The sequence below is a fragment of the Halomonas piscis genome (genome assembly GCF_031886125.1).
Taxonomy (GTDB): Bacteria; Pseudomonadota; Gammaproteobacteria; order Pseudomonadales; family Halomonadaceae; genus Vreelandella; species Vreelandella piscis.
The window spans coordinates 980499-1002328 of record NZ_CP119391.1 but is presented as its reverse complement, the minus strand read 5'-3'; the positions used below and the strand labels follow the sequence as shown (position 1 = coordinate 1002328).

22 protein-coding genes are annotated in these 21830 nt (G+C 64.9%); 8 read left to right on the top strand and 14 right to left on the bottom strand.

Annotated features, from left to right (window positions below; translation table 11 throughout):
* The first annotated feature begins 99 nt into the window (after positions 1-99).
* Positions 100-1416 (top strand): IS4 family transposase, encoded by a 1317-nt coding sequence (locus tag P1P91_RS04750; RefSeq protein ID WP_311882673.1) that lies wholly within the window; start codon positions 100-102, stop codon positions 1414-1416.
* On the opposite strand, the gene P1P91_RS04745 is transcribed toward P1P91_RS04750, so the two are convergent.
* The 4 genes from P1P91_RS04745 to P1P91_RS04730 all read right to left on the bottom strand — a co-directional run bounded on the left by P1P91_RS04745 (position 1360) and on the right by P1P91_RS04730 (position 7136).
* Complete coding sequence (locus P1P91_RS04745) at positions 1360-2451, bottom strand: uracil-xanthine permease family protein (RefSeq protein WP_311884886.1); 1092 nt, start codon at positions 2449-2451, stop codon at positions 1360-1362. The two genes, P1P91_RS04750 and P1P91_RS04745, sit on opposite strands and share 57 nt — an antisense overlap.
* A gap of 69 nt (positions 2452-2520) precedes the next feature.
* Positions 2521-3870, bottom strand: coding sequence for an 8-oxoguanine deaminase (locus P1P91_RS04740; RefSeq protein ID WP_311884885.1), 1350 nt, complete (start codon positions 3868-3870; stop codon positions 2521-2523).
* Between the two features lie 259 nt (positions 3871-4129).
* A complete protein-coding gene (locus tag P1P91_RS04735; RefSeq protein ID WP_311884884.1) occupies positions 4130-5320 on the bottom strand; it encodes an RtcB family protein in 1191 nt (396 codons plus the stop codon).
* A gap of 103 nt (positions 5321-5423) precedes the next feature.
* Positions 5424-7136, bottom strand: coding sequence for an acyl-CoA dehydrogenase family protein (locus P1P91_RS04730; RefSeq protein ID WP_311884881.1), 1713 nt, complete (start codon positions 7134-7136; stop codon positions 5424-5426).
* 118 nt (positions 7137-7254) lie between these two features.
* Between P1P91_RS04730 and P1P91_RS04725 the strand changes: the two genes are divergently transcribed.
* The 3 genes from P1P91_RS04725 (at position 7255) to P1P91_RS04715 (ending at position 9976) form a co-directional block, all read left to right on the top strand.
* Complete coding sequence (locus P1P91_RS04725) at positions 7255-7728, top strand: nucleoside deaminase (protein WP_311884879.1); 474 nt, start codon at positions 7255-7257, stop codon at positions 7726-7728.
* Positions 7729-7780: 52 nt separating this feature from the next.
* Positions 7781-8986 (top strand): CynX/NimT family MFS transporter, encoded by a 1206-nt coding sequence (locus P1P91_RS04720; protein WP_311884877.1) that lies wholly within the window; start codon positions 7781-7783, stop codon positions 8984-8986.
* A gap of 96 nt (positions 8987-9082) precedes the next feature.
* The gene (locus tag P1P91_RS04715; RefSeq protein WP_311884875.1) at positions 9083-9976 is read left to right on the top strand and encodes a class I SAM-dependent methyltransferase; all 894 of its coding nucleotides are present in this window, start codon (positions 9083-9085) and stop codon (positions 9974-9976) included.
* On the opposite strand, the gene P1P91_RS04710 is transcribed toward P1P91_RS04715, so the two are convergent.
* The 5 genes from P1P91_RS04710 to P1P91_RS04690 form a co-directional block, all read right to left on the bottom strand.
* Complete coding sequence (locus P1P91_RS04710; RefSeq protein ID WP_311884874.1) at positions 9944-11668, bottom strand: heavy metal translocating P-type ATPase; 1725 nt, start codon at positions 11666-11668, stop codon at positions 9944-9946. The two genes, P1P91_RS04715 and P1P91_RS04710, sit on opposite strands and share 33 nt — an antisense overlap.
* Positions 11669-11918: 250 nt before the next feature.
* Complete coding sequence (locus P1P91_RS04705) at positions 11919-13121, bottom strand: IS110 family RNA-guided transposase (RefSeq protein WP_311883720.1); 1203 nt, start codon at positions 13119-13121, stop codon at positions 11919-11921.
* 75 nt (positions 13122-13196) lie between these two features.
* Positions 13197-13460: a hypothetical protein gene (locus tag P1P91_RS04700; RefSeq protein WP_311884873.1), complete on the bottom strand. Its 264-nt coding sequence runs from the start codon at positions 13458-13460 to the stop codon at positions 13197-13199.
* Positions 13461-13486: 26 nt separating this feature from the next.
* Entirely contained in the window at positions 13487-13702 is a 216-nt protein-coding gene (locus P1P91_RS04695; RefSeq protein ID WP_311884872.1) for a heavy-metal-associated domain-containing protein, read from the bottom strand.
* A gap of 167 nt (positions 13703-13869) precedes the next feature.
* A complete protein-coding gene (locus P1P91_RS04690) occupies positions 13870-14631 on the bottom strand; it encodes a Crp/Fnr family transcriptional regulator (RefSeq protein WP_311884870.1) in 762 nt (253 codons plus the stop codon).
* 97 nt (positions 14632-14728) lie between these two features.
* Here P1P91_RS04690 and P1P91_RS04685 point away from each other — a divergent pair, with 97 nt between their 5' ends.
* Positions 14729-15454 carry an AzlC family ABC transporter permease gene (locus P1P91_RS04685; RefSeq protein WP_311884868.1) on the top strand — a complete coding sequence of 242 codons (726 nt, stop codon included), beginning with the start codon at positions 14729-14731 and terminating at the stop codon, positions 15452-15454.
* Complete coding sequence (locus P1P91_RS04680; RefSeq protein WP_311884867.1) at positions 15447-15785, top strand: AzlD domain-containing protein; 339 nt, start codon at positions 15447-15449, stop codon at positions 15783-15785. Before P1P91_RS04685 ends, P1P91_RS04680 begins: the two co-directional genes overlap by 8 nt.
* A gap of 10 nt (positions 15786-15795) precedes the next feature.
* Here P1P91_RS04680 and P1P91_RS04675 read toward each other — a convergent pair whose 3' ends face one another.
* Together P1P91_RS04675 and P1P91_RS04670 are read right to left on the bottom strand one after the other, a co-directional pair.
* The gene (locus P1P91_RS04675; protein WP_311884866.1) at positions 15796-16407 is read right to left on the bottom strand and encodes a glycine zipper 2TM domain-containing protein; all 612 of its coding nucleotides are present in this window, start codon (positions 16405-16407) and stop codon (positions 15796-15798) included.
* Between the two features lie 147 nt (positions 16408-16554).
* Complete coding sequence (locus tag P1P91_RS04670) at positions 16555-17550, bottom strand: NADPH:quinone reductase (RefSeq protein WP_311884864.1); 996 nt, start codon at positions 17548-17550, stop codon at positions 16555-16557.
* 88 nt (positions 17551-17638) lie between these two features.
* On the opposite strand from P1P91_RS04670, the gene P1P91_RS04665 reads away from it, so the two are divergent.
* Positions 17639-18190, top strand: coding sequence for a cysteine hydrolase family protein (locus P1P91_RS04665; protein ID WP_311884862.1), 552 nt, complete (start codon positions 17639-17641; stop codon positions 18188-18190).
* A gap of 87 nt (positions 18191-18277) precedes the next feature.
* Here P1P91_RS04665 and P1P91_RS04660 read toward each other — a convergent pair whose 3' ends face one another.
* Positions 18278-19645, bottom strand: coding sequence for a YjiH family protein (locus P1P91_RS04660; RefSeq protein WP_311884860.1), 1368 nt, complete (start codon positions 19643-19645; stop codon positions 18278-18280).
* A gap of 125 nt (positions 19646-19770) precedes the next feature.
* Positions 19771-19962, bottom strand: a complete 192-nt coding sequence (locus P1P91_RS04655) for a DUF3008 family protein (RefSeq protein WP_311884859.1) — start codon at positions 19960-19962, stop codon at positions 19771-19773.
* Positions 19963-20019: 57 nt separating this feature from the next.
* On the opposite strand from P1P91_RS04655, the gene P1P91_RS04650 reads away from it, so the two are divergent.
* The gene (locus tag P1P91_RS04650; RefSeq protein WP_311884857.1) at positions 20020-20856 is read left to right on the top strand and encodes an SDR family oxidoreductase; all 837 of its coding nucleotides are present in this window, start codon (positions 20020-20022) and stop codon (positions 20854-20856) included.
* On the opposite strand, the gene P1P91_RS04645 is transcribed toward P1P91_RS04650, so the two are convergent.
* Positions 20857-21786 (bottom strand): homocysteine S-methyltransferase family protein, encoded by a 930-nt coding sequence (locus tag P1P91_RS04645; protein WP_311884855.1) that lies wholly within the window; start codon positions 21784-21786, stop codon positions 20857-20859.
* Between the last annotated feature and the right edge of the window lie 44 nt (positions 21787-21830).

Sequence of the window (21830 nt, the reverse complement as noted above, 5' to 3'; positions counted from 1 at the left end):
AAGGTGCCGCCAATGGCCTAATGCCAGTCAGTTAAGCCTGTTCTCAATAAGTTGATCATGAGACCTTCCCGTGTCAGGCACACTGACACGGGAAGGTCCATGCATTTCAGCGACGCTATTGATGCCATCGCCAAGTCGGTACCCGACGATTTCTCCAGCCTCTCCGAGGTGCTCTCCCCTGAACTGATCGACACCTGTCTTGAAGAAGCCGGCGTGGCCACACTGCGCAAGCGTCGCCTGCCGTTGGACATGGTGGTCTGGGCGGTTGTCGGGATGGCCTTGTTTCGGCATATCCCGATGGGGCAGATCGTCAATCACCTCGACATCATGCTGCCCGGCAAGCGTCCCTTCGTCGCGCCCAGTGCCGTGGTGCAGGCACGTCAACGGCTTGGAGTGGAGCCCGTCAAGCGCGTCTTCGAGCAGACCCAGGCCCTGTGGCATCAGCAGACCCCTCACCCCCACTGGAGTGGTCTGACGTTACTGGGCGTTGATGGTGTGGTCTGGCGTACTCCTGACTCTCCCGAGAATCAGGCAGCCTTTGCGCGCACGCGCAATGCTCAGGGGGAGGCGAGCTATCCGCAGATTCGCATGGTGTGCCAGATGGAGCTGACCAGCCACCTGCTGACGGGATCCGCCTTCGACAGTGTCGCGAGCAGTGAAATGGAGCTGACCACTCAGCTCATCGGCAGCACCCCGGATCACTCCCTGACGCTGTTTGATCGTGGGTTCTACTCACTGGGTTTGCTGCATGCCTGGCAGAGCGCCGGCGAGCAGCGGCATTGGCTGATTCCTCTAAAGAAGGGAACACAGTATCAGGAAGAGCGCTCACTAGGCCGGCAGGATCGCCTGGTGACCCTGTCGACGTCACCTCAGGCGCGCAAGAAGTGGCCAGCCTTGCCGCCGACGATGACGGCGCGGCTGTTACGCCGCAAGGTGAACGGCAAGGAAGTGCAGATCCTGACCTCGATGACCGACCCGCTGCGCTTTCCGGCGGCGGATATCGTCGATCTCTACAGCCACCGCTGGGAAATCGAACTGGGCTACCGGGAAATGAAGCAATCTCTGCTGGGTAACCGCCTGACACTGCGTAGCCGCACCCCGGAGATGGTCTTTCAGGAGCTCTGGGGCACGTTGTTAGCCTATAACCTGATCCGCTTCCAGATGGCTCGCATGGCCTATAGCCTGGATGCCGTGCATCCCAATCAGCTCAGCTTCCATCAGGCTGCTCACTGGCTCATCAAGGAGTTAACGATCCTGCCCTGGGTCTCGCCAGGACGCGTGCCCGGCGTGGTTCAGTCGATGCTGGACATGGCACCTTCCTTCGTCCTGCCTGAACGACGCGAACGATCTTATCCTCGCTCAGTCAGGCGGCGACCACAGAAATACCCCACTAAGAAAAATGCCAGTCAGCGTTAACTGACTGGCATTACCGCCAATGGCCACCACGTAGCGGCTGACCACCCCGGTCAGCGCCACCACGCCGACGTTCTGGCTGAAGCTGATCTGCGGGTAGGCGTTGAAGATGGCGGCAAAGACGCTGCACAGCCCGTCGGCCATCACGCCGCCGGAAAGCTCTCTCTGGGTGGGCTCGCGGTTCAGCCCGCCCGCCGTGGTACCGACGATGTCGCCGATGGACTCCGCGCAGGTCACCAGGGACAAAAGCACAATGGGCAGGATCGCCGCCAGCTTGAATTCGATGCCGATGGCCAGCGGGACGGGCAGCGAAAACCACGCCGCCTCGCCGACGCTTGAGAAGTCCACCGCGCCCATCAACAGCGCGACCACATAGCCCAGCAGCAGCCCGGCCAGCGGGGCGATTTCCGACCAGATGCCCCGGCCGAACTGGTGCATGCCCAGAGTCACGACCAGCACCACTGCCGCCATGAGGATATGGCGGGGCGCGCCGAAGTCGCTCACGCCAAAGCCGCCGCCCACGTGAGAAAACGCCACCGGCATCAGCAGCACCCCGATCATGATCACGAAGGTACCGGTGACCACCGGCGGAAAGAGAAAGCGGAACCAGGGCAGCAGCAGCCCGACCACCGCCATGGCGATGCCTCCGCACAGCGCCGCGCCCAGCGCGGCGGGGACGCCCATGCCCACGGCGATGGGGATGAGGATGGGCACAAAGCCGAAGCTCGTTCCCATGACAATGGGCAGCCGCGCGCCGATGCGGCCAACCCCCAGCGACTGGATCAGCGTCGCCACCCCGGCGACGAACATCGCCGCCTGGATCATCAACGTGGTTCGCGCCTCGGAAAGATCCGCCGCGTTGGCGATGATGATGGGAACCGCGACGTTGCTCACAAACATCGCCAGCACGTGCTGGATCCCCAGCGGTATGGCACGCCCCAAAGGCGGCATGGCGTTGACGTCGTGGGTGCTGCGCACCGGCTTCTGGCCGGAGCCGGGCGCCGTGTTATCTCCGGGTGCTGCGTTCGCATCAGACATGGCTATATCTCCTGCCGATTGGCGTTGTTGTTGTCGTGCTTTAGCGGTAAGAAATCGCGACGCAGAGCCTCAGCTTGTCAGCCGGCGGGCCGCCGCGTCGTGGCGGTGCAGCAGCGCGTCAAGATCCACGCCGCAGGGTTCACCGTTCGTGACCTTCCAGCGGCCGGCCACCATCACCCGGTCGGCCCGGTGGGCGCCGCACAAAAGCAGCGCGGCCAGCGGGTTCTCCGCGCCGGAAAAGCGCGCCTCGTCCAGGGTGAAAAGCGCCAGATCCGCCTGCTGGCCAGGCTCCAGCCCGCCGATGTCACTGCGCCCCAGGCAGGCCGCGCTGCCCTGGGTCGCCCAGCGCAGCACCGTCTCGTGGGACAGCTGATCGGGGCCGTAATGTAGCCGTCCGAGCAGCAGGGCCTGGCGCATTTCCTCGGCGAGGTTGGAATGGTCGTTGGAGGCCGAGCCGTCGACGGCGATGCCCACCGGTGCGCCGGCGCGCTCAAGCTCCAGGGTGCGGCACAGCCCCGAGCCCAGCACCATGTTGGACGACGGGCAGTGGGCAATGCCGGTACCCGCCTGGCCCAGGCGCTCGATCTCGTCGTCGTTGAAATGGATGCCGTGGGCAAGCCAGGTGCGGTCGGACAGCCAGCCGCAGTCTTCCACGTAGTCCAGCGGGCGCATGCCAAAGAGCTTTACGCAGTAGGCAGTTTCGTCGGCGGTTTCCGCCAGGTGGGTATGCAGGCGCACGTCCTTGTCCCGCGCCAGCCGAGCGCTTTCGCGCATCAGCTCGCGGCTCACGGAAAACGGCGAGCACGGCGCCAGTGCCACGGTGATCATGGCGCCGTCGCCGCGCTGATGATAACGCTCGATCAGCCGCTCGCTGTCGGCAAGGATCGACGCCTCGTCCTGGACCACGGACTGCGGCGGCAGCCCGCCGTCTTCCTTGCCCAGGCTCATGGACCCCCGGGTCAGCGAAGCGCGCACGCCCAGCCGCTCGGCGGTCTCGACCTGGCGATCGATGGCGCCGGTGAGCTTGCCGGAAAACACGTAGTGGTGATCGGCCACGGTGGTGCAGCCGGAGAGTAAAAGCTCGACCATGGCAAGCTCGCTTGCCAGGCCCAGCTGATCTTCGTCGAGCCTGGCCCAGACGTCGTAAAGCGTGGTCAGCCAGGGGAACAGCGCCTTGTTCAGCGCCGGCGAATAGGCTCGGGTCAGGGTCTGGTAGAAATGGTGGTGGGTGTTCACCAGCCCCGGCAGCAGCACGTGCCGGGAGGCATCGAACACCTCGTCTATCGGCGCCCGGGGCCGGGCGCCGGCGGCAACCTTTTCGATAATGCGCGTGCCGCGTATCACCACGCCGCCGCGCGCCTCGTTATCCAGGCAGGCCAGCGGATTGCGCACCCACAGAGTGCGAGAGCTATCAGTCATGGAACTTTCCTCGGCTCGGGAAAGACCGCCCTTTTACCGCAACGAAGGGTTACCCACGGCTCGGTGGTTCAGGTGCCTTGCATAGTGCCGGTGGCAGTCGTTGTCTACGGAGTCTGTCACCGTGCCTTGTATACCGCTCTGGCGTCTTGTTGTGCACTGGCGACAGGCCGAGTGTCTGTCAAAGCTGACCAAAAGGTCAACTATCGGTTTGGCCGTTCGCCTATCGACTTTAGCCGTACCTCTGGCCCAGCCTTTGGCCTCAGCCCTTGACCACGGCCAGCGGCGCAAGCTCGACCTGAACATCGACAAGGTCTTTCTGGTTGCGCATCACCGTATCGATGTCCTTGTACGAGCCCGGCGCCTCGTCCAGATCCTTGCGCCCGCGCAGGGCGTGAAGCACCCCCTGCTCCTTGAGCCGCTTCGCTTCGGCCTTGAAGTCCAGCGTCTTGCGCGCCCGGGCACGGCTCATCACCCGCCCGGCGCCGTGGGAGCAGGAGTGGAAGGAAAAGGCCTCGCCCTTGCCCGTGACCAGAAAGGAGCGCGTGCCCTGGGAGCCGGGGATCATGCCCCACTCGCCGGCCCGGGCCCGGGTCGCGCCCTTGCGGTGGACCATCACCCGCTCGCCGAAATGCGCTTCCTCGGCGGCGAAGTTATGGGGCTTGTTGATAAAGTGCGAGAAGTCGATGTCGCCCATCACCTCGACAAACGCCTGTTTGACGCGCTCCATCATCAGCTGCCGGTTGGCCAGGGCAAACTCGAGGCAGTAGTTCATTTCGTCCCGATAGAGGGCGAAGAATTCGGACGTTTTCGGCAGGTGCGACAGGTCCGGCGGCAGCGGGTCGCCATCCGCCTCGTTCAGGCTTTTGGCCACCTCGTGGTAGTGGCTCGCCACGGTGAAGCCCAGGTTTCGCGAACCGGAATGCACCATGATCCAGACATGGCCATCCGAGCCTTTCTGCACCTCGATGAAGTGGTTGCCGCCGCCCAGAGTGCCCAGCTGGTAAAGCGCCCTGTCGTACTGCGCCTCCACCACGGGCAGCTCGCCCTTGCGCTCGGGCATCCAGGCTTCATCCTGGGGCGTTTTGTGGTGCGCCGACCCCACGGGAACCGTTTTGCGGATCTGCTTCATGATCGCTTTCAGGTCCGCCGTGCCGATATCGTCAAGGTCCGTGCGCAGCGAGCCCATGCCGCAGCCGATATCCACGCCCACGGCGTTGGGTACAATGGCGTCCCGGGTGGCCAGCACTCCGCCAATGGGCATGCCGTAGCCCTGGTGGCTGTCGGGCATGATGGCAATATGGCGAAAGGCATAGGGCAGATTGGCCAGATCCCGGGCCTGATCCAGCGCCCCCTGCCCCAGCTCGCTTTCGTCGAGCCACAGCTTGATCGGCAGCGCCTCGGTATCGATCACTGCCTTTCCCGAAAAGGGTCTGACGTTTGTCTGTGTCATTCCGTCCTCCTCTCTGCCCTCCTCTTGTCGCGCCGCTCTGCGGGGTCGGCAACCGCACGGTGGCCGCTTTCCCGCCCGCGGCGTTATTACTTTATCGTATCAATCACGCCTTCCAGGCTAACATGTCTTCTATCACCTCCCTGGAAGGCACCGCTTCAGGGGCCAGGGTTTCGCCTTCGCCTTGACGGCGCAGCACCCGAAGCGCCGGATCGATCCAACGCTCATTGGCGCCGTCACGCGCCTCGATCATCACGCTCATTTGAAACAGGCGGGTAAGCCGATTGAAAAAGGCGGGGGCGTTATACTGCATGGCCTCGCTCTCCATCGCGAAAAGCTCTTTCGAATACGCCCTCAGCGCCTCGCTTTCCCTTTTTACCCAGCTGCCGTGCACCGGATCGGAGACGGAGCGCGCAATGTGTTCCAGCATCACGGCGAGCCCCTCCGACTTGCCCGAGGCGCGGAGCATATCGAGCAGCATGATATTGCCGGCCCCCTCCCAGATGGGCAGCACCATCACGTCGCGCATCAGCCTGGGCATGATGTGATCTTCGATATAGCCGATACCGCCCGTTAGCTCCATGGCTTCGCGCGTCAGGTAAACGCCGATTTCCGCCGACCACTTCTTGGCCATGGGCGTCAGCAACCGAAGCAGGCTGCTTTCCTTTTCGTCCTCGCTGTCCAGCGCTTCGACGGCCCGCCACACCAGATAAAAGCAGGCGGTATTCAAGGCGCCCAGCTCCTCGAGCTTTTTGCGAACAAGCGGATGATCCAGGGCGTTACGGCCAAAGGTGTCGCGGCCCCGCAAAAACTGATAGGCCTCCATCAAGGCGCGCTTGGACGCCGAATGAGCGGCCATCGAGTTATACACCCGGGAAAGATTGATCATGGCCGTCATGATTTTAAAGCCCTGGCCTTCTTCGCCGACCAGCGTCCCCCGGGTTTTTTGCAGCATGATTTCTGCGCTGGCCATGGAGCGCACGCCCAGCTTGTCTTTCAGCCGGATGATATCCATCGGATTTCTTTTGCCATCGGGAAGCGCTTTTTCCACCAGGAAAATCGAAAGCCCTGCCGTTCGCCTGTTATCAGGGCTGGTTTTGTCAGGGCGGGTATCATCAGAGTGAGTGCGCGCCAGAACAAAGGCAATATCGCCGTCGGCGTTGCTGCAAAACCATTTTTCCCCGGTCAGCGCATAGGTTTTGCCCTCCCAATGCTCGGCGACCGCCAGCGTCGCGCCGACGTCGGAGCCGCCCGCCTTTTCGGTCAGGTACATGGCGCCCGTTTTCATCTCCTCAAGAGAGGAGGCGTAAACAGCGGGCAGCAGGCGCGCTTTATCCGCTTCGTCACAGAACCGGTCGATGAGCACCGCCGCGCCGTCGGTCATGCACAGCGGGCAATAGACCCCCGTTTCCGCCAGGCCGTACAGGGAGCTGATGCCAAAGCTCAGCAGATGGCGCTCATCGGGGTAGCGCTGCCTCCACGCCGGGCTCCACTTCACCGTGAACATGCCGCTTTCCGCGGCGATTTCCATCAGCCGATGGTAGGCGGGATGAAACTCGATGTGATCGACAGCTTCCCCCCAGGCGTCGCGTTTATGAAGCCGGGGACTCTGACGATCCGCTTTCAGGGACAAGGCATCCATTTCCCGGGCTGCCGTCTCCCCCATTTGCTCAAGCCTGCCTTCAACCGACTCGTAGGCTTCAGCGGAGAGCTTGCGCCTTAAAAAATCCTGCAGCATCAGATCGCTTTCATAAAAATTTGCGCTGCTGCTGTAGTGGTTATTGAGAACGCGGTTTTTATCTGCCGGATAGGTCGCCATCGTTATCACCCTGTTGTTATCGATATGTTGACTCGAGCGGGGTCGTTTGCCAGCCCCGCCCTGTTTTATTACCCTAACGTATAATAAAAGTTGGTATTTCAAGAAAAAGGAATAGCTGATGACCTCGGAAACGTCACGCTTTGATGAGCAAATGATCCATCAGGCCGTCACCCTGGCGCTGACCAACGCGGACAAGGGCGGCGAGCCGTTCGGCGCCGTTCTGACCCGGGGGACCGAGATCGTCGCCGAAGGGGTCAACGATGCCCACATCGACCACGACCTGACCGCCCACGCCGAAATCCAGGCGCTGCGCCATGCGGGCAAGGCCCAGCGCCAGGCGAGCCATACGGGCACGACCATGTACGCCAGCGGCAAACCTTGCGCCATGTGCATGGCGGCGATGATCCAGGCCGGCGTGGCGCGCATTGTGTTCGCCGCAGACGACGACCTGGGCGGCCCCTACGGTTTTTCCACCGAGTCGCTGTACCGGCAGATGCAGGGCAACTTTGGCCATCAGGGCATCGACGTGGTTCACCTCCCCCACCCCGAGAGCCGGGAAGCGTTCGAGCGCTATCAGGCCCTGCTGGGCTGAGTCCGCGACCGATATCTCGGCCCGCTTGGGCACCCGGCAGGGAGGCATCACGATGACGGCACAGGCGGGGCAGTCCCGGCAGCAGGCGCTGGTCATGCTGGCCATCATTCTCGTCGGCTTTAACCTGCGCCCGGCCATTACGTCGGTGGGGCCGCTGCTCGGCACCATCCGCGACCACCTGGGCCTGGCCAACTGGAGCGCCGGCATCCTCACCGGCCTGCCCCTGGTCGCGTTTGCCGTCATGTCGCCTCTGGCCCCGGCCATCGGCGGCCGGCTGGGCAACGCGCGCAGCATCCTTGCCGGCCTTATGCTGCTTGCCGGCGGCATCGCCGTGCGCTCCATGCCGTGGACGGCCACGCTGTTTGTCGGCACGGCCGTGATCGGCGTCGGCATTGCCGTGATGAACGTGCTGCTGCCGGCCTTCATCAAGGACAAGCTGCCCCATCGCGTGGGCCGGACGACCAGCCTCTACTCCACGGCCATGGCCATCCTGGCCGCCACCGCCGCCGGCCTTTCCGTCCCCCTGGCCAGCCTCGGCGGGCTTGGCTGGAGCTTTTCCCTGCTCGCCTGGGGGCTGATGGCGCTTGTGGGCGTCGCCGTATGGGTGATCGTCGATCGTACCGAACGCCACGGCAGCGCTGCGGCGCCGGCGGTGCAGCCGCCGCCGCCCGTCAGCCTGTGGAAGTCGCCCCTGGCCTGGCAGGTGACCTTGTTCATGGGCCTGCAGTCGTTCGTTTTCTACGTGCTCGTCTCCTGGCTGCCGGAGATGATGCACGACTTCGGTTTTTCGAGAGCCGCCTCGGGCTGGATGCTCTCCTATATTCAGTTCATCAGCCTGCCGGGCACCTTTTTTGCCCCGATACTCGCCGAGAAATTCCCCCATCAGCTGGGCATTATTGCCCTTATCGGCAGCGGCGGCATCGTCGGCTTTGCCGGGCTGCTGTTCGGCGGCCCGCTGCCGCTTGTCCTCTTCTGGATCACCATTTTGGGGCTCGCCTCGGGGTCGTCGATCAGCCTGTCGCTGGCCTTTCTCGGCATGCGCACGCGAAACGCCGTGCTGGCAGCCAAGCTTTCGGGCATGGCCCAGTCGGTGGGCTATGTGCTGGCCGCCAGCGGCCCGCTGCTGATCGGCTTTCTGTACGACCTCACCGGCGCCTGGACCGGGCCCATCATCACCATGATCGGCGTCTATGCGCTGCTGACCCTTGCCGGGCTCGGGGCGGGCAGAAACCGGTACGTGGAGGACCCGGCGCTCTGAGCCCCGCCCGGGCGCGCGACCGCCCGGCAGCCAACGACCTCTTGTTTTGCCCCGGCACGGAGGAAACATAAGCCAATAACGACATAGGAAACGCCATTGTTCAGCGATTTAGTCAGCGATCTTGATCACTATTCGGTTGAGCCGGACCTGCTTTTAAATGTGCCCTACGTGCCCACGGACGAGAAAGTCGTCGACGAAATGCTGAGTCTGGCCGACGTCGGCCGCCGGGACGTGCTCTACGACCTGGGCTCCGGCGACGGCCGCATCGTCGTGGCCGCCGCCATGCAGCGCGATGCCCGCGCCGTGGGGATCGAGCTTGACCCGCTGCGCGTGGCCGATGCCATGGAGTACGCGGGCTCCGCGGGCGTCGAATACATGGTCGACTTTGTCGAGGACGATATTTTCAGCGCGGACATCAGCGAAGCCACCGTCGTCACCCTCTATCTGCTCGACTCAATCAACGTGGAGCTGCGCCCCCGGCTGCTCAGCGAGCTTGCCCCGGGCACGCGGATCGTCTCCCACGCCTTCAACATGGGCGACTGGCAGGCAGACGAGCGGCGCACCTTCAGCGGCGCCATCGTCTACCTGTGGATAGTCCCCGCCCGGGTTGCCGGCACCTGGGAGTGGCCGACCCCGGACGGCGGACGGTATCGCGTCACGCTCGAGCAGAAATACCAGCACGTGACTGCCAGCGCCTGGCGCAACGGCCGAAAAGCCCGGGTAAAAACGGCCAAGCTCAGCGGCAGCCGGCTGACGCTGCTGCTGCGGGCAAGCGAGAACGCCCTGCTCGAGCAGTACATTCTGGAGTTTGCCAACGGCCGGCTGGTCTGCGCCACCGCCGACGAGGAAACCCGCGCCCGGGCGAAAACTGCCCCAGCCGAGAGATCCGGCGCCCTGAACGACACAGGCCTCGCCGCAGCGAGGCCTTCCCGTCTCAGCGATACAGGGCGCGAACGGCTAGGCAGCCGGCGCCAGCCTTCCGGCGGCTAACGCCGAACGCTGGCGAAGTGGGCGGGCGCGCATCAGCCGCATGCCGTTGACCACCACCACCAGCACCGAGACCTGGTGGATAAACATGCCGCCGGCCATGTGCACCTCGTTGGCGAAGACGCCGGCGAGCAGCCCCGCCACGGTCAGCAGCGCAATCACCACGTTCTGGCGGATGTTGTTCAGGGTCGCCCTGGCCATGCCCACCGCTTCGGCGATCTTGCCCAGATCGTCGGCCATCAGCGCCACGTCGGCGCTCTCGATGGCGACATCGGTACCCGCCGCGCCCATGGCGATGCCGATATCCGCGGTAGCCAGCGCCGGGGCGTCGTTGATGCCGTCGCCGACCATGGCGGTAGTACCGCTTTCGCGCTGAAGCGTCTCGATAGCTTCAAGCTTCTGCTCGGGCAAGAGCCCGGCCTGCACCTCCTCGATGCCCAGCTCCCGGGCAATGCGCCGGGCGCTGGCGGCGTGATCGCCGGTCAGCATCACCAGGCGCTTGACGCCGGTCGCGCGCAGGGCCTTCAGCGCTTCCACCGCTTCGGGACGAATGCGGTCGGCAAAGCCCAGCAGGCCGACCAGCGCGCCGTCCACGGCCACCGCGGCAACGGTTTCGCCGCGCTCGCGGATGTCCTCAAGCGCCGCGGCCGCCGCGTCGGGCCATTCGTCGACCCGCTCCCCGAGCCAGTCCGGGCGGCCGATCTCGACCCGCCGACCCCGCCAGCGGGCGCTGATGCCGCCGCCCGCCGCGGTCTCGAAATCGTCGGCACGCGGGCCCGCGTAGTCCGCCGGCAGCGCCCGCTCCACCGCCCGGCCGAGCGGGTGCTCCGAGCCGCTCTCGGCCAGCGCCGCCCAGTGCAGCAGCCGCTGGCGCGGCTGCGTATTTTCAGCCGCGGAAAGCGCCGGGATACCGGCAAGCGGCGTGACCGTCATGACCTCGGGGCGCCCCTGGGTAAGCGTCCCGGTCTTGTCGAAGGCCACGGCGCGGATGCGCCCGGCGGTTTCCAGGTACTCGCCGCCCTTGATCAGAATACCGCCGCGGGCCGAGCGGCCGATGCCGGCGATCACCGAGATCGGCGTGGAAATCACCAGCGCCCCGGGGCAGGCGATCACCAGCAGCGTCAGGGCCAGCGGGGCATCCCGGGTGAGCGCGTAGGCGCCCAGGGCCATGACGATAATGGCCGGCGTGTACCAGGCGGCGAAGCGCTCGATAAACCGCTGGGTCGGCGCCTTGGCTTCCTGGGCCTCTTCCACGCGCTGGATGATGCGCGCAAGCGTGGTGTCGGCGCCGACGCCTTCGGCGCGGATCTCGAGATAGCCGTCGTGGCTCACGGTGCCGGCAAAAACGCTGTCTGCCTCCTGCTTCTCGGCGGGGATGGGCTCGCCGGTGATGGCACTTTCGTCGATGGCGGCGCGGCCGCCGAGAATACTGCCGTCGACGCCGATGCGCCCGCCCGGCCGCACGATGACCGTCTCGCCGGGCTCGACCTCGTGGGGTGCCACCGTCACCTCGTCGCCCTCCCGACGCACGACCACCTCAACGGGCGCCAGCGCCAGCAGGTCCTTGAGCGCCGAACGGGTCCTGGCCAGAGTCCGCGCCTCCAGATAGCCGCCCAGCACGAACAGGAAGGTAACCGCCGCGGATTCCCAGTACTCGCCGATGAACAGCGCCCCTGGTATGGATTGACCCGTCAAGGGGTCGGTTGACTCTGCTACGTGTGATTGTCCTCAATGCCTACGGATCAGGAAGCGAGGGGCTATCAGCGACGGTGGATCTCTCTGGTATTCGTGGGTTGGTTACCGACCTGTCATCACTTCGTCGCGGAGCTACCCTGGTCTACGAGCGAGGGTCACCCCGCCCCGCAGGGCGGGGGCCTCATAGGAGCGTCAGGGGTTCTCCCACCGGCCCGACGCTCCCTGAATCGTAGGCACTGAGGCGCGATCATCATGCGGTGGCCCGGCTGCCGTGCGGTTTGCCCATCGCTTCGCAGGCAATCGCCCACAGGAAGCCGGCCATTTCTCGCGCCACCGCCGTGGTGACTTGCTGCTTGGCCTTGCCCGTGGCAGCCAGGCGGCGGTAGCGCCCGCACAGTCGCTTCTGTGCCTCCCAGGCGATCGCCTGCACCGTTGGCGAGGTCTTCTCGGCGCGCTGCTCAATAATGCGCGTCTTGCGGGCCGGGAACCGGTAGCTCCAGGCCGCCTCCACCAGCACTCGTCGCACATGGCCGTTGCCGGTCTTGGTGATGCCGCCCTGGCGCCGACTGCCCCCGCTCGAGTGCTCGCTGGGCACCAGGCCCAGGTAGGCCATCAGCTGGCGGGGCGAGTCGAAGCGACTGATGTCACCCAGCTCGGCCAGCACCGTCATCGCCGTGATCAGGCTCACGCCCCGCATCGCCTGAACGGCCTCGACCACCGGAGCCAGTGACCAGTTTGGTAACACCGCTCTCATCTGTTTTTCGAGACCCGCCACACGGCGCTGGGCATCTTTCACGTTGTCGACGTACTCCTGCAACACAACCTGCTGAACCGGGGTGTCGAAGCGCACCGTCTCCAGCCAGCGGAAGTGTGCCGGTATCCACTTGCTCTTGCCGGGGTAGATCTTGCTGTGCCGCAACAAGAAGGCGTTGAGTCGCTGTCGGGCGCGGAGCTCAGCGGCTTTCATGTCTTCCCGGGCACGCGTCAGATCGCGAATCGCCTCCTGTTCCGGCGTTGGCACCCAGACCGGTGTCAGCTCTCCTGAGCGCGACAGGCGAGCCAGCATCTTGGCATCGCGACGGTCGGTCTTGATGCGATCCCCTGCGCGCTGAGGAATCAGCGTCGGGGCAACGACCTCGCAATCATGGCCGCTGGCCTGAATCTGGTGATAGACCCCGTAGCCACAGGGGCCAGCTTCGTAGCTGAATAACAGCGGCTGCCCATCGAAACGCTGACTCAACTGACGAACCAGCTTATCGATGGCCTGAGGCTCGTTCGGAATTTCGCCGCGGAACTCGGGAGCTTGGCGTCCGGCCTCGGCGATTGCCACGGAGATACTCGCCTTGTGCACGTCCAGGCCAATATAAGCGGCGTGGACGTTGCTGGCAGCACTAACCCGCTGGGCAACAGTGCGCTCGACAATAGCTGGCTGAGTTGCGTTAGACTGTTTCATGACCTGCCTCCCTCAATAGTGGCTCTGTGTTGTTGCCCTACCTCAACATAACCCACGACGTTGAGGTGGGGCAGGTCAATCCATGATGTCTACGGCAGCAACGGTGACCAGCAGCTCGATGCTGATGCTGCCCGCCCTCAGCGCGGAAAACGCCCGCAGGGCGACCTCGGTTCCCGCGACGGCGGCGGCAAAGAGCCACAGCGCATCGGTGAGCCAGGCCGGGCCGCCGAGAAAATGGCCGGCGACGCCGCCCAGACCGGCCGCCCCGGCGACCAGCGCCACCGCGCCGCGCCGACGAGCGGGAGAGCGCCAGCGGGATAAAAAACGTCTGATAGTCATGATGGCTTACCTCCAACCCGGACAGTTCAAAATGCGCTGACGCGCGCCTCGTAGCCAACGTCGCGCACCGCTGATGCCAGGCGCTCGGCCTTGACCCTCTCGGGGTCGTGCTCGACCTCGATCCGCCCGGTGGCAAAATGCACCCGGGCGTGGGTGACGCCGCCGAGCCGGCCAAGCGCCTTTTCGATCTTGGGGATGCAGGACGGGCAGTTGAGGTCGTCGCTTCTCAGCAGGGTTTTCATCGCTTGTCTCCTGTCTCTGTGCGTGTCACAGACAGGATGCGCGACAGGGAGGGAACACAACATGCGCCGGAACAAGTTGCTCCAGCGATTGGCAGAACAAGGGCAAAAAGGAGCGCGCTGTCCCTGTGGGAGGCCGATTTATCGGGCAATCCGGGCGCCTGGCAACGTCAGCGCCCCGGCTCGCTCTCTTCGACCAGGCGAGCGAGGCCTTCGCGGTCGCGCAGGCGTATCCACTGGCGACCGGTCTCCACGTAGCCGCGGCGCCGCAGGTCGGAAATCACTCGGCTTACGGTCGCCGCGGTGGTGGCCACCATGGCGGCCAGGTCCTGCTGGGACAGCGGCGACTGAATGAGCATGCCGGCCTCGTCGGCCTCGCCCAGCCGCTCGGCCAGGTCAAGCAGTGCCTGGGCGATCCGCGCCTCTACCGCCAGGGTGCTGAGCGAGCGGATGGTATCCTGGGCCGCTTCGAGATCCTGCGCCACGCCGTCGAGCGCGCTCAGCGCCACCGCCGGGTAGCAATGCAGCAGACTGCGGAAGTCCGAAAGCGTGATCAGAAGCACGCAGCACGCCGTCTGCGCCACCGCGCTCTGCGGGTAGCGGCGCCGGCCGAGCACCGTCAGCCCGCCGAAGGGGTCGCCCTGGCTCAGCAGGTCGAGCACGACCTCATCGCCGGAGCGACTGTGCTGAAGCAGCTTGACCTTGCCATGAGCGACCAGGAAGAGCGTCTCGGCGGGCTCGCCTTCGTGGTAAATCATTTTGCCGGCGGGATAGTCGACGCTGCGGAAAAGACGGTTAACGGCCTCCCGAGCCGGCGTCGGCAAGCCCCGGAAGTACGGCGCATTGCCCAGTATCTGCGCGCGCAGCTCGGCCGAACAGCTGCCGGGACTCACATGGCCATCGCTCAGCGGCGTCGTGCGCTTGCGTGTCATCCTCTCCCCTCACTCATTGCCGAACCCCAAGGTTGGCCCTTCGACGGCGCTTCGGGCAAACTGGCGTGACGTTTCACGCCGCGCAAGGAGACGCTTCTTGGCCCTGCAAGCTACCCCTTCCCGCCCGGCGCTCACGGGAATACGCGAGACCTTTCCCCTGATGGGCGGCTACGTGCCGGTTGCCGTCTCATTCGGCCTGATTGCGGTCCAGGCGGAGTTCGCCCCCTGGGAGGCGATTGTCATCTCGACGCTATTCTACGCCGGCGCCTCGCAGTTTCTGTTCGTGGGGATGGTCGCCGGCGGCGCTCCGCTGTGGCTGGTGATCATCATGACGCTGCTGATCAACGTCCGCCACCTGGTCTATGCGCCCAACCTGGCGCCCTGGATGACGGCGAGCCGCGGCTGGCCGTGGCTGATTCACGGCCTCACCGATCAGGTTTTTGCCCTGGCGCACCAGCGCCTGCCCCAGCTGCCGGTGGACCAGCGTCTGGGCTGGTTCGCCGGGGTCTCGCTGTTCGCCTGGGCCGGGTGGGTTGGCGGCACCGCGCTCGGCGCCTTCTCCGGCGGCTGGCTGATGTCGCGCTGGCCGCTGCTCGGCGAGGTGCTGCCCTTTGCCCTGCCGTCGCTCTTTATCGTGCTGGTGGCGCCGCGCTTCACTTCCTGGCGCTGGGGGCTGGCGCTGAGCGTCAGCATCGGTGTGGCCCTGGCCAGCGCCCTGGCGGGGCTGACCAACCCGGGCATTCCCTTTGCCGCCCTCTGCGGCGCCCTGTGCTTCTATCTGGTCAAGCACGGCCCCGGCTTGTCGCGAGGCCGCCATGAGTAGCGCCCTCTGGCTTGCCGTTCTGGCCTCGGCGCTGGGCACCCTGCTGCTGCGGCTGCTGCCGCTGTTGTGGATGCGCCGGCGGCTCAGCCGGCTGGATGATTCGGAAGGCGCCGAAGCGCTCCCCCAGTGGCTCAGCATTCTGGGCCCGCTGATGATCGCGGCCGTGCTCGGCGTCTCGCTGGTGCCGCGCCACCCCGATACCGGCTCCTGGCTGGCCACGGGGCTCGGAGTGTTGGTGACCCTGGCCGTGTGGCGGCGGGTGCGCTCGCTGGGCTGGCCGGTGGCGGCGGGGGTGGCGACGTACGGGGTGGTAGTGCTACTACTTGGGTGAGCCGTCAGGGCTAGGCTTCCTGCCGGGCAGTGCGGGTCTTCTGCCAGTTGGGCGAGCCTTCCTCGAGCTCTACCTGGTCGCCCTCGGGCCTTTCTTCCAGGCGCGTGGTATGGGTGCCGCTGTCGTCGCGCCAGGACACCTTGTAGCCTTCGGACTCCTGGTGGGTATCCACCACGGTGCGGCATTCTTCGCGGGTCACCGTGCGCGTCTGCGGCTGGCCGGCACCGGCCTGGGCGCGCTGGCGGTTTTCCACCCGCTCCTGAACTTCTCGCCCGGCCAGGCCTCCGCCGATGGCGCCGGCCGCGGTGGCCAGTTTCTTGCCCGTGCCGCCGCCTACCTGGTTACCCAGCAGGCCGCCGACAACCGCGCCGGCCGCCGAGCCCAGCAGCTTGTTGGGGTCGCTGCTTTGGGCTTGCTGCGGCGGCTGCTTGACGGGCACCTGCTTCTGCACGTCTTCGCACACCTCCCGAGGCGTCTCGACGGTACGGGTAATCTCCTGGACGTTGACGATGTCGGCGTACGCCGGCCCCTGGGCCTGATCCTGCATCTGCCAGGCGCCAAACGCCAGGCCGCCCAGGCCCAATACGGCGAGCGTCGACCCCACAACAATGGACTTGCTCATTACCTCAACCTCCGGGTAAATGCCTCAGATTGTCTATGGCCGCTGTATACAGTCGGCGGTCTGGTCGGAGCATAACCACGTCCGCCCCGCACTTGAAGGCGCATGGCGGGTTTTCACCGCTTTTGCCCGGGTTTATGCACGCTGCCTTCACGGAGAGCGCACCGCGATTCGCCCGCGCACTGCGCCGGCGGCCATGGCCTCGTGCGCCGCGGCCGCCTGGGCAAGCGGGTAGGTCGCGCCGATGCGGCCCTTGAGCCGCCCGGCGGCAAGCAGACGATTGATCGCTCTGGCGGCCTGAGCCAGATCGCTCACGCCGGCATTGCTGAGGGCAAAGCCGTGCAGCGTTATCTCGCGCGTGTACATGGCCCCCACCGGCAGCGCCGGTGCCGCTCCCTGCAGCCCGGCCATGACCACCGCGCGGCCGCCCGGCGCCATCAGCGGCAGGCAGTGAGCAAAGTCATGGCGACCGCTGCAGTCCCACCAGACGTTGACCCCTTCGGGGGCAGCGTCTTGCACCTGCCGGTAAAGGTCGTCGCGATGATAGTCGAACACGGCTTCGGCGCCGCAGCGGCGACACCAGTCCGCATCCTCGGCGGAGGCGGTGGCGATCACCCGCGCGCCCCTGGCCGCGGCCATCTGCACCACCGCACTTCCCACGCCGCCGCCGGCGCCTTCCACCAGCAGCGTTTCTCCGGCGGCAAGCCTCGCTTCGCGCGTAAGGCCGATATGCGCCGTCGCTGCCCCGTGCAGCACCGCCGCCGCTTCCAGCGGCGCCACGCCCGGCGGCAGCGGATACAGCCGCTCCGCGCTCACCACGGCATACTCGGCAAACGCGCCCTGGCGGCCGTCGTGGCCCAGGCTGTTGCACCACACCCTGTCGTTAGCCGCAAACGCCGCCACGCCGGATCCCGCTTCGACCACGGTGCCCACCAGGTCACGGCCGATGACAAAGGGAAACGGCGTATGGGTGGGAAACGCCCCCGAGCGCACGAACAGATCCACGTGATTGACTTCGCTGGCTTCCATGCGTACCAGCACGTCGGTCGGCCCGAGCGGCGGCACCGGCAGCTCGCCGATTTCGATGCGATCAGTGCCGCCCGTTTCGCGTATAAAAGCGGCCTGCATGGTCGCAGGAATAGGCATGGCATTTCCTCCTCTCGGCTCCGGCGAAAAAGCGGACGCTGCGTTTGGCGCGGCTTTCTGCCCGCGAACGACTTCGCTATGGTAGAAGATGAGCAAGAAAGCCCTGCTGAACATCGACTACACCCACGACTTTGTCGCCGAAGACGGCAAACTCTCCTGCGGCGCCCCGGGCCAGGCGCTGGAGGACGACATCGTCGATCTTACCGAGGCCTTCATCGAAGCCGGCGACGACGTCTTCTTCGCCATCGACGCCCATCTCGCGGACGATCCCTACCACCCGGAAGCCAGGCTCTTCCCGCCGCACAACATCATGGGCACTCCGGGACGCGAACTCTACGGCAAGCTGGCCGAGGCGTACGAGAAGCATCGCGACAAGCCCCACGTGCACAACTCTGACAAGACCCGCTACAGCGCCTTTGTCGGCACCCCGCTGGAGACCAAGCTGCGCGAGCGCGGCATCACCGAGCTGCACCTGGTGGGCGTGTGCACCGATATCTGCATCCTCCACACGGCGATAGACGCCTACAACAAGGGCTTTGACATCGTCGTGCACGAAAAGGGCGTGGCCAGCTTCAACCAGCCCGGCCACGAGGTAGCGCTCGAGCACGTGAAAAACGTGCTGGGCGGGGCAGTCGTCTGATGGCGGGAACGGAACGCTTCTACGCCCATCGCGCGCCAGCAAAAGCCGCTGGAATCGCCAGCGGCTTAACGCCAGCCGCAAGGCCGCTTAAAACACCCCGTGTGCCACCAGGGCTATAACCGGCAAGGTCACCAGGGTGCGCTGCAGGAAGATCACAAACAGCTCGATCACGTTGACCGGGACCTTGCTGCCAAGCAGCAGGGCACCCACTTCCGACATATAAATCAGCTGAGTGACAGACAGGGCGGCAATCACAAAGCGCGTCATGTCGTTTTCGATGGCGCTTGCCAAAATAGCCGGAATAAACATGTCGGCAAAGCCGACCACCATGGTCTCGGAGGCGGCGGCGGCTTCGGGGATGCGCAACCATTCGAGCAGCGGCACGAACGGCAAGCCCAGCCAGTGAAACAGCGGCGTGGTCTCGGCGATCACCAGTGCCAGGGTGCCAAACGCCATCACCACGGGTAACACCCCCAGCACCATATCCAGCGCGTTGTGAATGCCGGTGCGGACCACCAGACCGAGGCTGTCAATCCGGCTGGCCCGAGCCAGAGCCAGCGCATAGCCGTGGCTTAGCGGCGAATAGCCCGCAGGCGTGGCTTCGCTTTCGGGTGAACGGGTTTCACCGTTGATAAAGGTGTCTTTTTTCCAGCTTAGCGGCGGCAGGCGCGGTACGACGATGGCGGCCACCACCCCGGCCAGGCATACCGTAAAATAGAACGGCAGAAACAGGTGTTCCAGTTTTACCTGGGCCAACACCACCAGGCTAAAGGTGATCGACACCGCGGAAAACGTGGTACCAATGACCGCCGCCTCGCGATGGGTGTAATGATTGGTTTCATACTGCTTGCTGGTGAGCAGAATGCCCACGCTGCCGTCACCCAGCCAGGAAGCCATGCAGTCCACGGCGGAGCGGCCGGGCAGGCGAAAAATCGGGCGCATGATGCCGGTCAGCAAGGTGCCAATAAACTCCAGCAGGCCAAAATCGAGCAGTAGCGGCAGCAGCAAACCGGCAAACACAAACACCGCAAACAGCACGGGCAGCAGATCGTTCAGCACCAGCCCGCCGGTATCGCTGCCATACAGAATCTCCGGCCCCAGGCGGGCGTAAACCATCACCACAAACGCCGCGCCCACCAGTCGGCTGATCAGCCACACCGGCGACGTATTGAACAAGGTGTTCAAAAACGGATAGCTGACGATCGACCTTGGCTTGAACACGGTCACCAGCAGCGACATCACCGCCGAGACACAGATCAAGGCGGTCACAATGCTGGGCAGTGCCCCCGACAAGGCAGCCTGCAGGCTTTTTGCCAGCACCGCTATCATGATGGTGAGCTCGCCTTGATAGCTCACCGGCGTCATGAACAGAAAAACGCCCAGCAATGAGGGAAGCACAAACATCAACAAATTGCGCTTGCTGGCCTTCGTCTGCTCCGCCGAAGCGTTTTCCATGGTCACTCCATAAAGCAGGCCTAGGCTGCCCGCCTGAATAAAACAATCTATAAGTCGGCGATTTTACAGCAAAAAATATCTAGCAGAAAGGGATGGCCAGGCGAAACGCCGGGCGCCACCCGGGCTCAGTCGGACTGAGCGTCGTGCCGGGGCTTGCCGCTACGCTGGGTCGATGCCATTTTCTCCAGCTCTTCTTCGCTCATGGAGTCATACATGGACCTGGCGGCGCCATCCAGCTCGCTGACCTTCTGCTCGCCGCGCCTGGCTGCCAGCGCAGCGCCGGCCGCCATTTGCTGTGCTTTGGATTTTGCCGGCATACTGACCTTCCCCCCTCTCTGTCAGAGCAACAATTACAGTCAAACGGAGTGTTTATCATGACAGAACGGAAACAGCCACCCCAGCAGCAGGCGCATCAGCCCGGCAAAGAGCACGCCATGGCGCCGGAGCCCGAGTACATCCGCGCCGGCTACCGCGGCAGTCACAAACTCCACCAAAAGGTGGCCGTCATCACCGGCGGCGACAGCGGCATCGGCCGCGCGGTAGCGCTGCACTTCGCCCGCGAAGGCGCCGATTGCGTGCTTGCCTACCTCGATGAAACCCGGGACCTGGTGGAGGCAGAGGGCCGGCGCTGTTTGCTGCTTCAGGGCGACGTGGGCGAAGCCGCCTTCTGCCGCGAGGTGGTCGACCAGACCCTGAAAACCTTCGGCAGGCTGAATATCCTGGTCAACAACGCGGCAGAGCAGTACGACTGGGACGACATCACCCAGATTCCCGACGATCAGCTCCAGCGCACCTTCCAGACCAACATCTTCAGCCATTTCTATATGAGCAAGGCCGCCCTGCCCCACATGCAGGAAGGCGACAGCATCATCGCCACCTCGTCCATCAACGCTTTCAAGGGCAACGACACCTTGATTGACTACTCCGCTACCAAAGGGGCGATTCAGGGGCTGGTGCGCTCGCTGGCCATCTCCCTGGTCGACAAGGGCATCCGCGTCAACGCCGTGGCCCCGGGGCCGGTATGGACACCGCTGATCCCCGCAAGCTTCGATGCCGAAAAGGTCGAAAGCTTTGGCGGGCAGGTGCCCATGGACCGCGCCGGCCAGCCCAGCGAAATGGGCCCGGCCTACGTCTATCTGGCAAGCGAAGAATCGTCGTACATGACCGGGCAAACCCTGCACCTCAACGGAGGCGTGGTGCTCAACACCTGACTATCGCCCGCTGGCGCCGGAGGCCTGACCATCCCGGAGGCTAGAAAACGGCACGATCTCGTACGCCTCCGCGAGCCGCGTCGCCGTATGCGCAATGTGCGCCGGGGTGATATCGCAGCAGCCGCCGACAATCGTAGCGCCGCTGTCCAGCCATTGGCTGACATAGGCATGATACGCCGCCGGGGAAAGGTCCTCTCGTGCCTCCAGCGCGTCCACCGAGCCGCCTTTGGCCAGGGCCTCCACGGACTTGAAGGCATTGGCATAGCCGCCGACGCACGCATAGCGGTTGGCCAGGGCGGGCATGGCAGTGGCTATCCACTGAGGATCGCAGCAGTTCAGCATCACCGCGGTGGGCGCATAAGGGATGACGGCCGCGACCGCTTCGTCCAGCGTCTCGCCGGATTTGAGCCTGCCGTTCGCTTCCAGCCGAAACGCGACGCCGTAGGGCTTGTCCAGACGGCGGGCGGCGGCGCAGGCGGCCCGCGCCTCCAGGGTGTTGGTCATGGTTTCGATCAGCAGCACATCCGCCGCGGCCTGAAGCCCCACCAGCTGGGCGTACTCTTCCAGTAGATCCTCGAAAGAGCGCTCCGGCTGGCCCTGATAGCTCGCCGCCAGGGGCGGCAGGCACCCGGCGATATCCACCTCGGTTGCCGCGCTGTCCATGGCCTGCCTCAGCACGTCAAAGGCCTGCTGATGAACGCCGGCCAGCTGCTCTTGCATGCCCTGCCTGCGCAAGCGAGTCGGGGTGGCGGCGTAGGTATTCAGGGTCAGAGTCTTGGCCCCGGCACGGATGAAATCCGCGTGTACGCCGGTGACCACCTCGGGCTGCTCCTGCATCACGGCAACCGACCACAGCGGCGAGCTTATATCGCGCGCACGCCGGTAAACCTCCTGACCCAGGCCGCCATCAAGCAGTACGACAGATTGCATAGCGCGTTAACCTCCCTTGGACATGGGAAAGAATCATCGTCGAC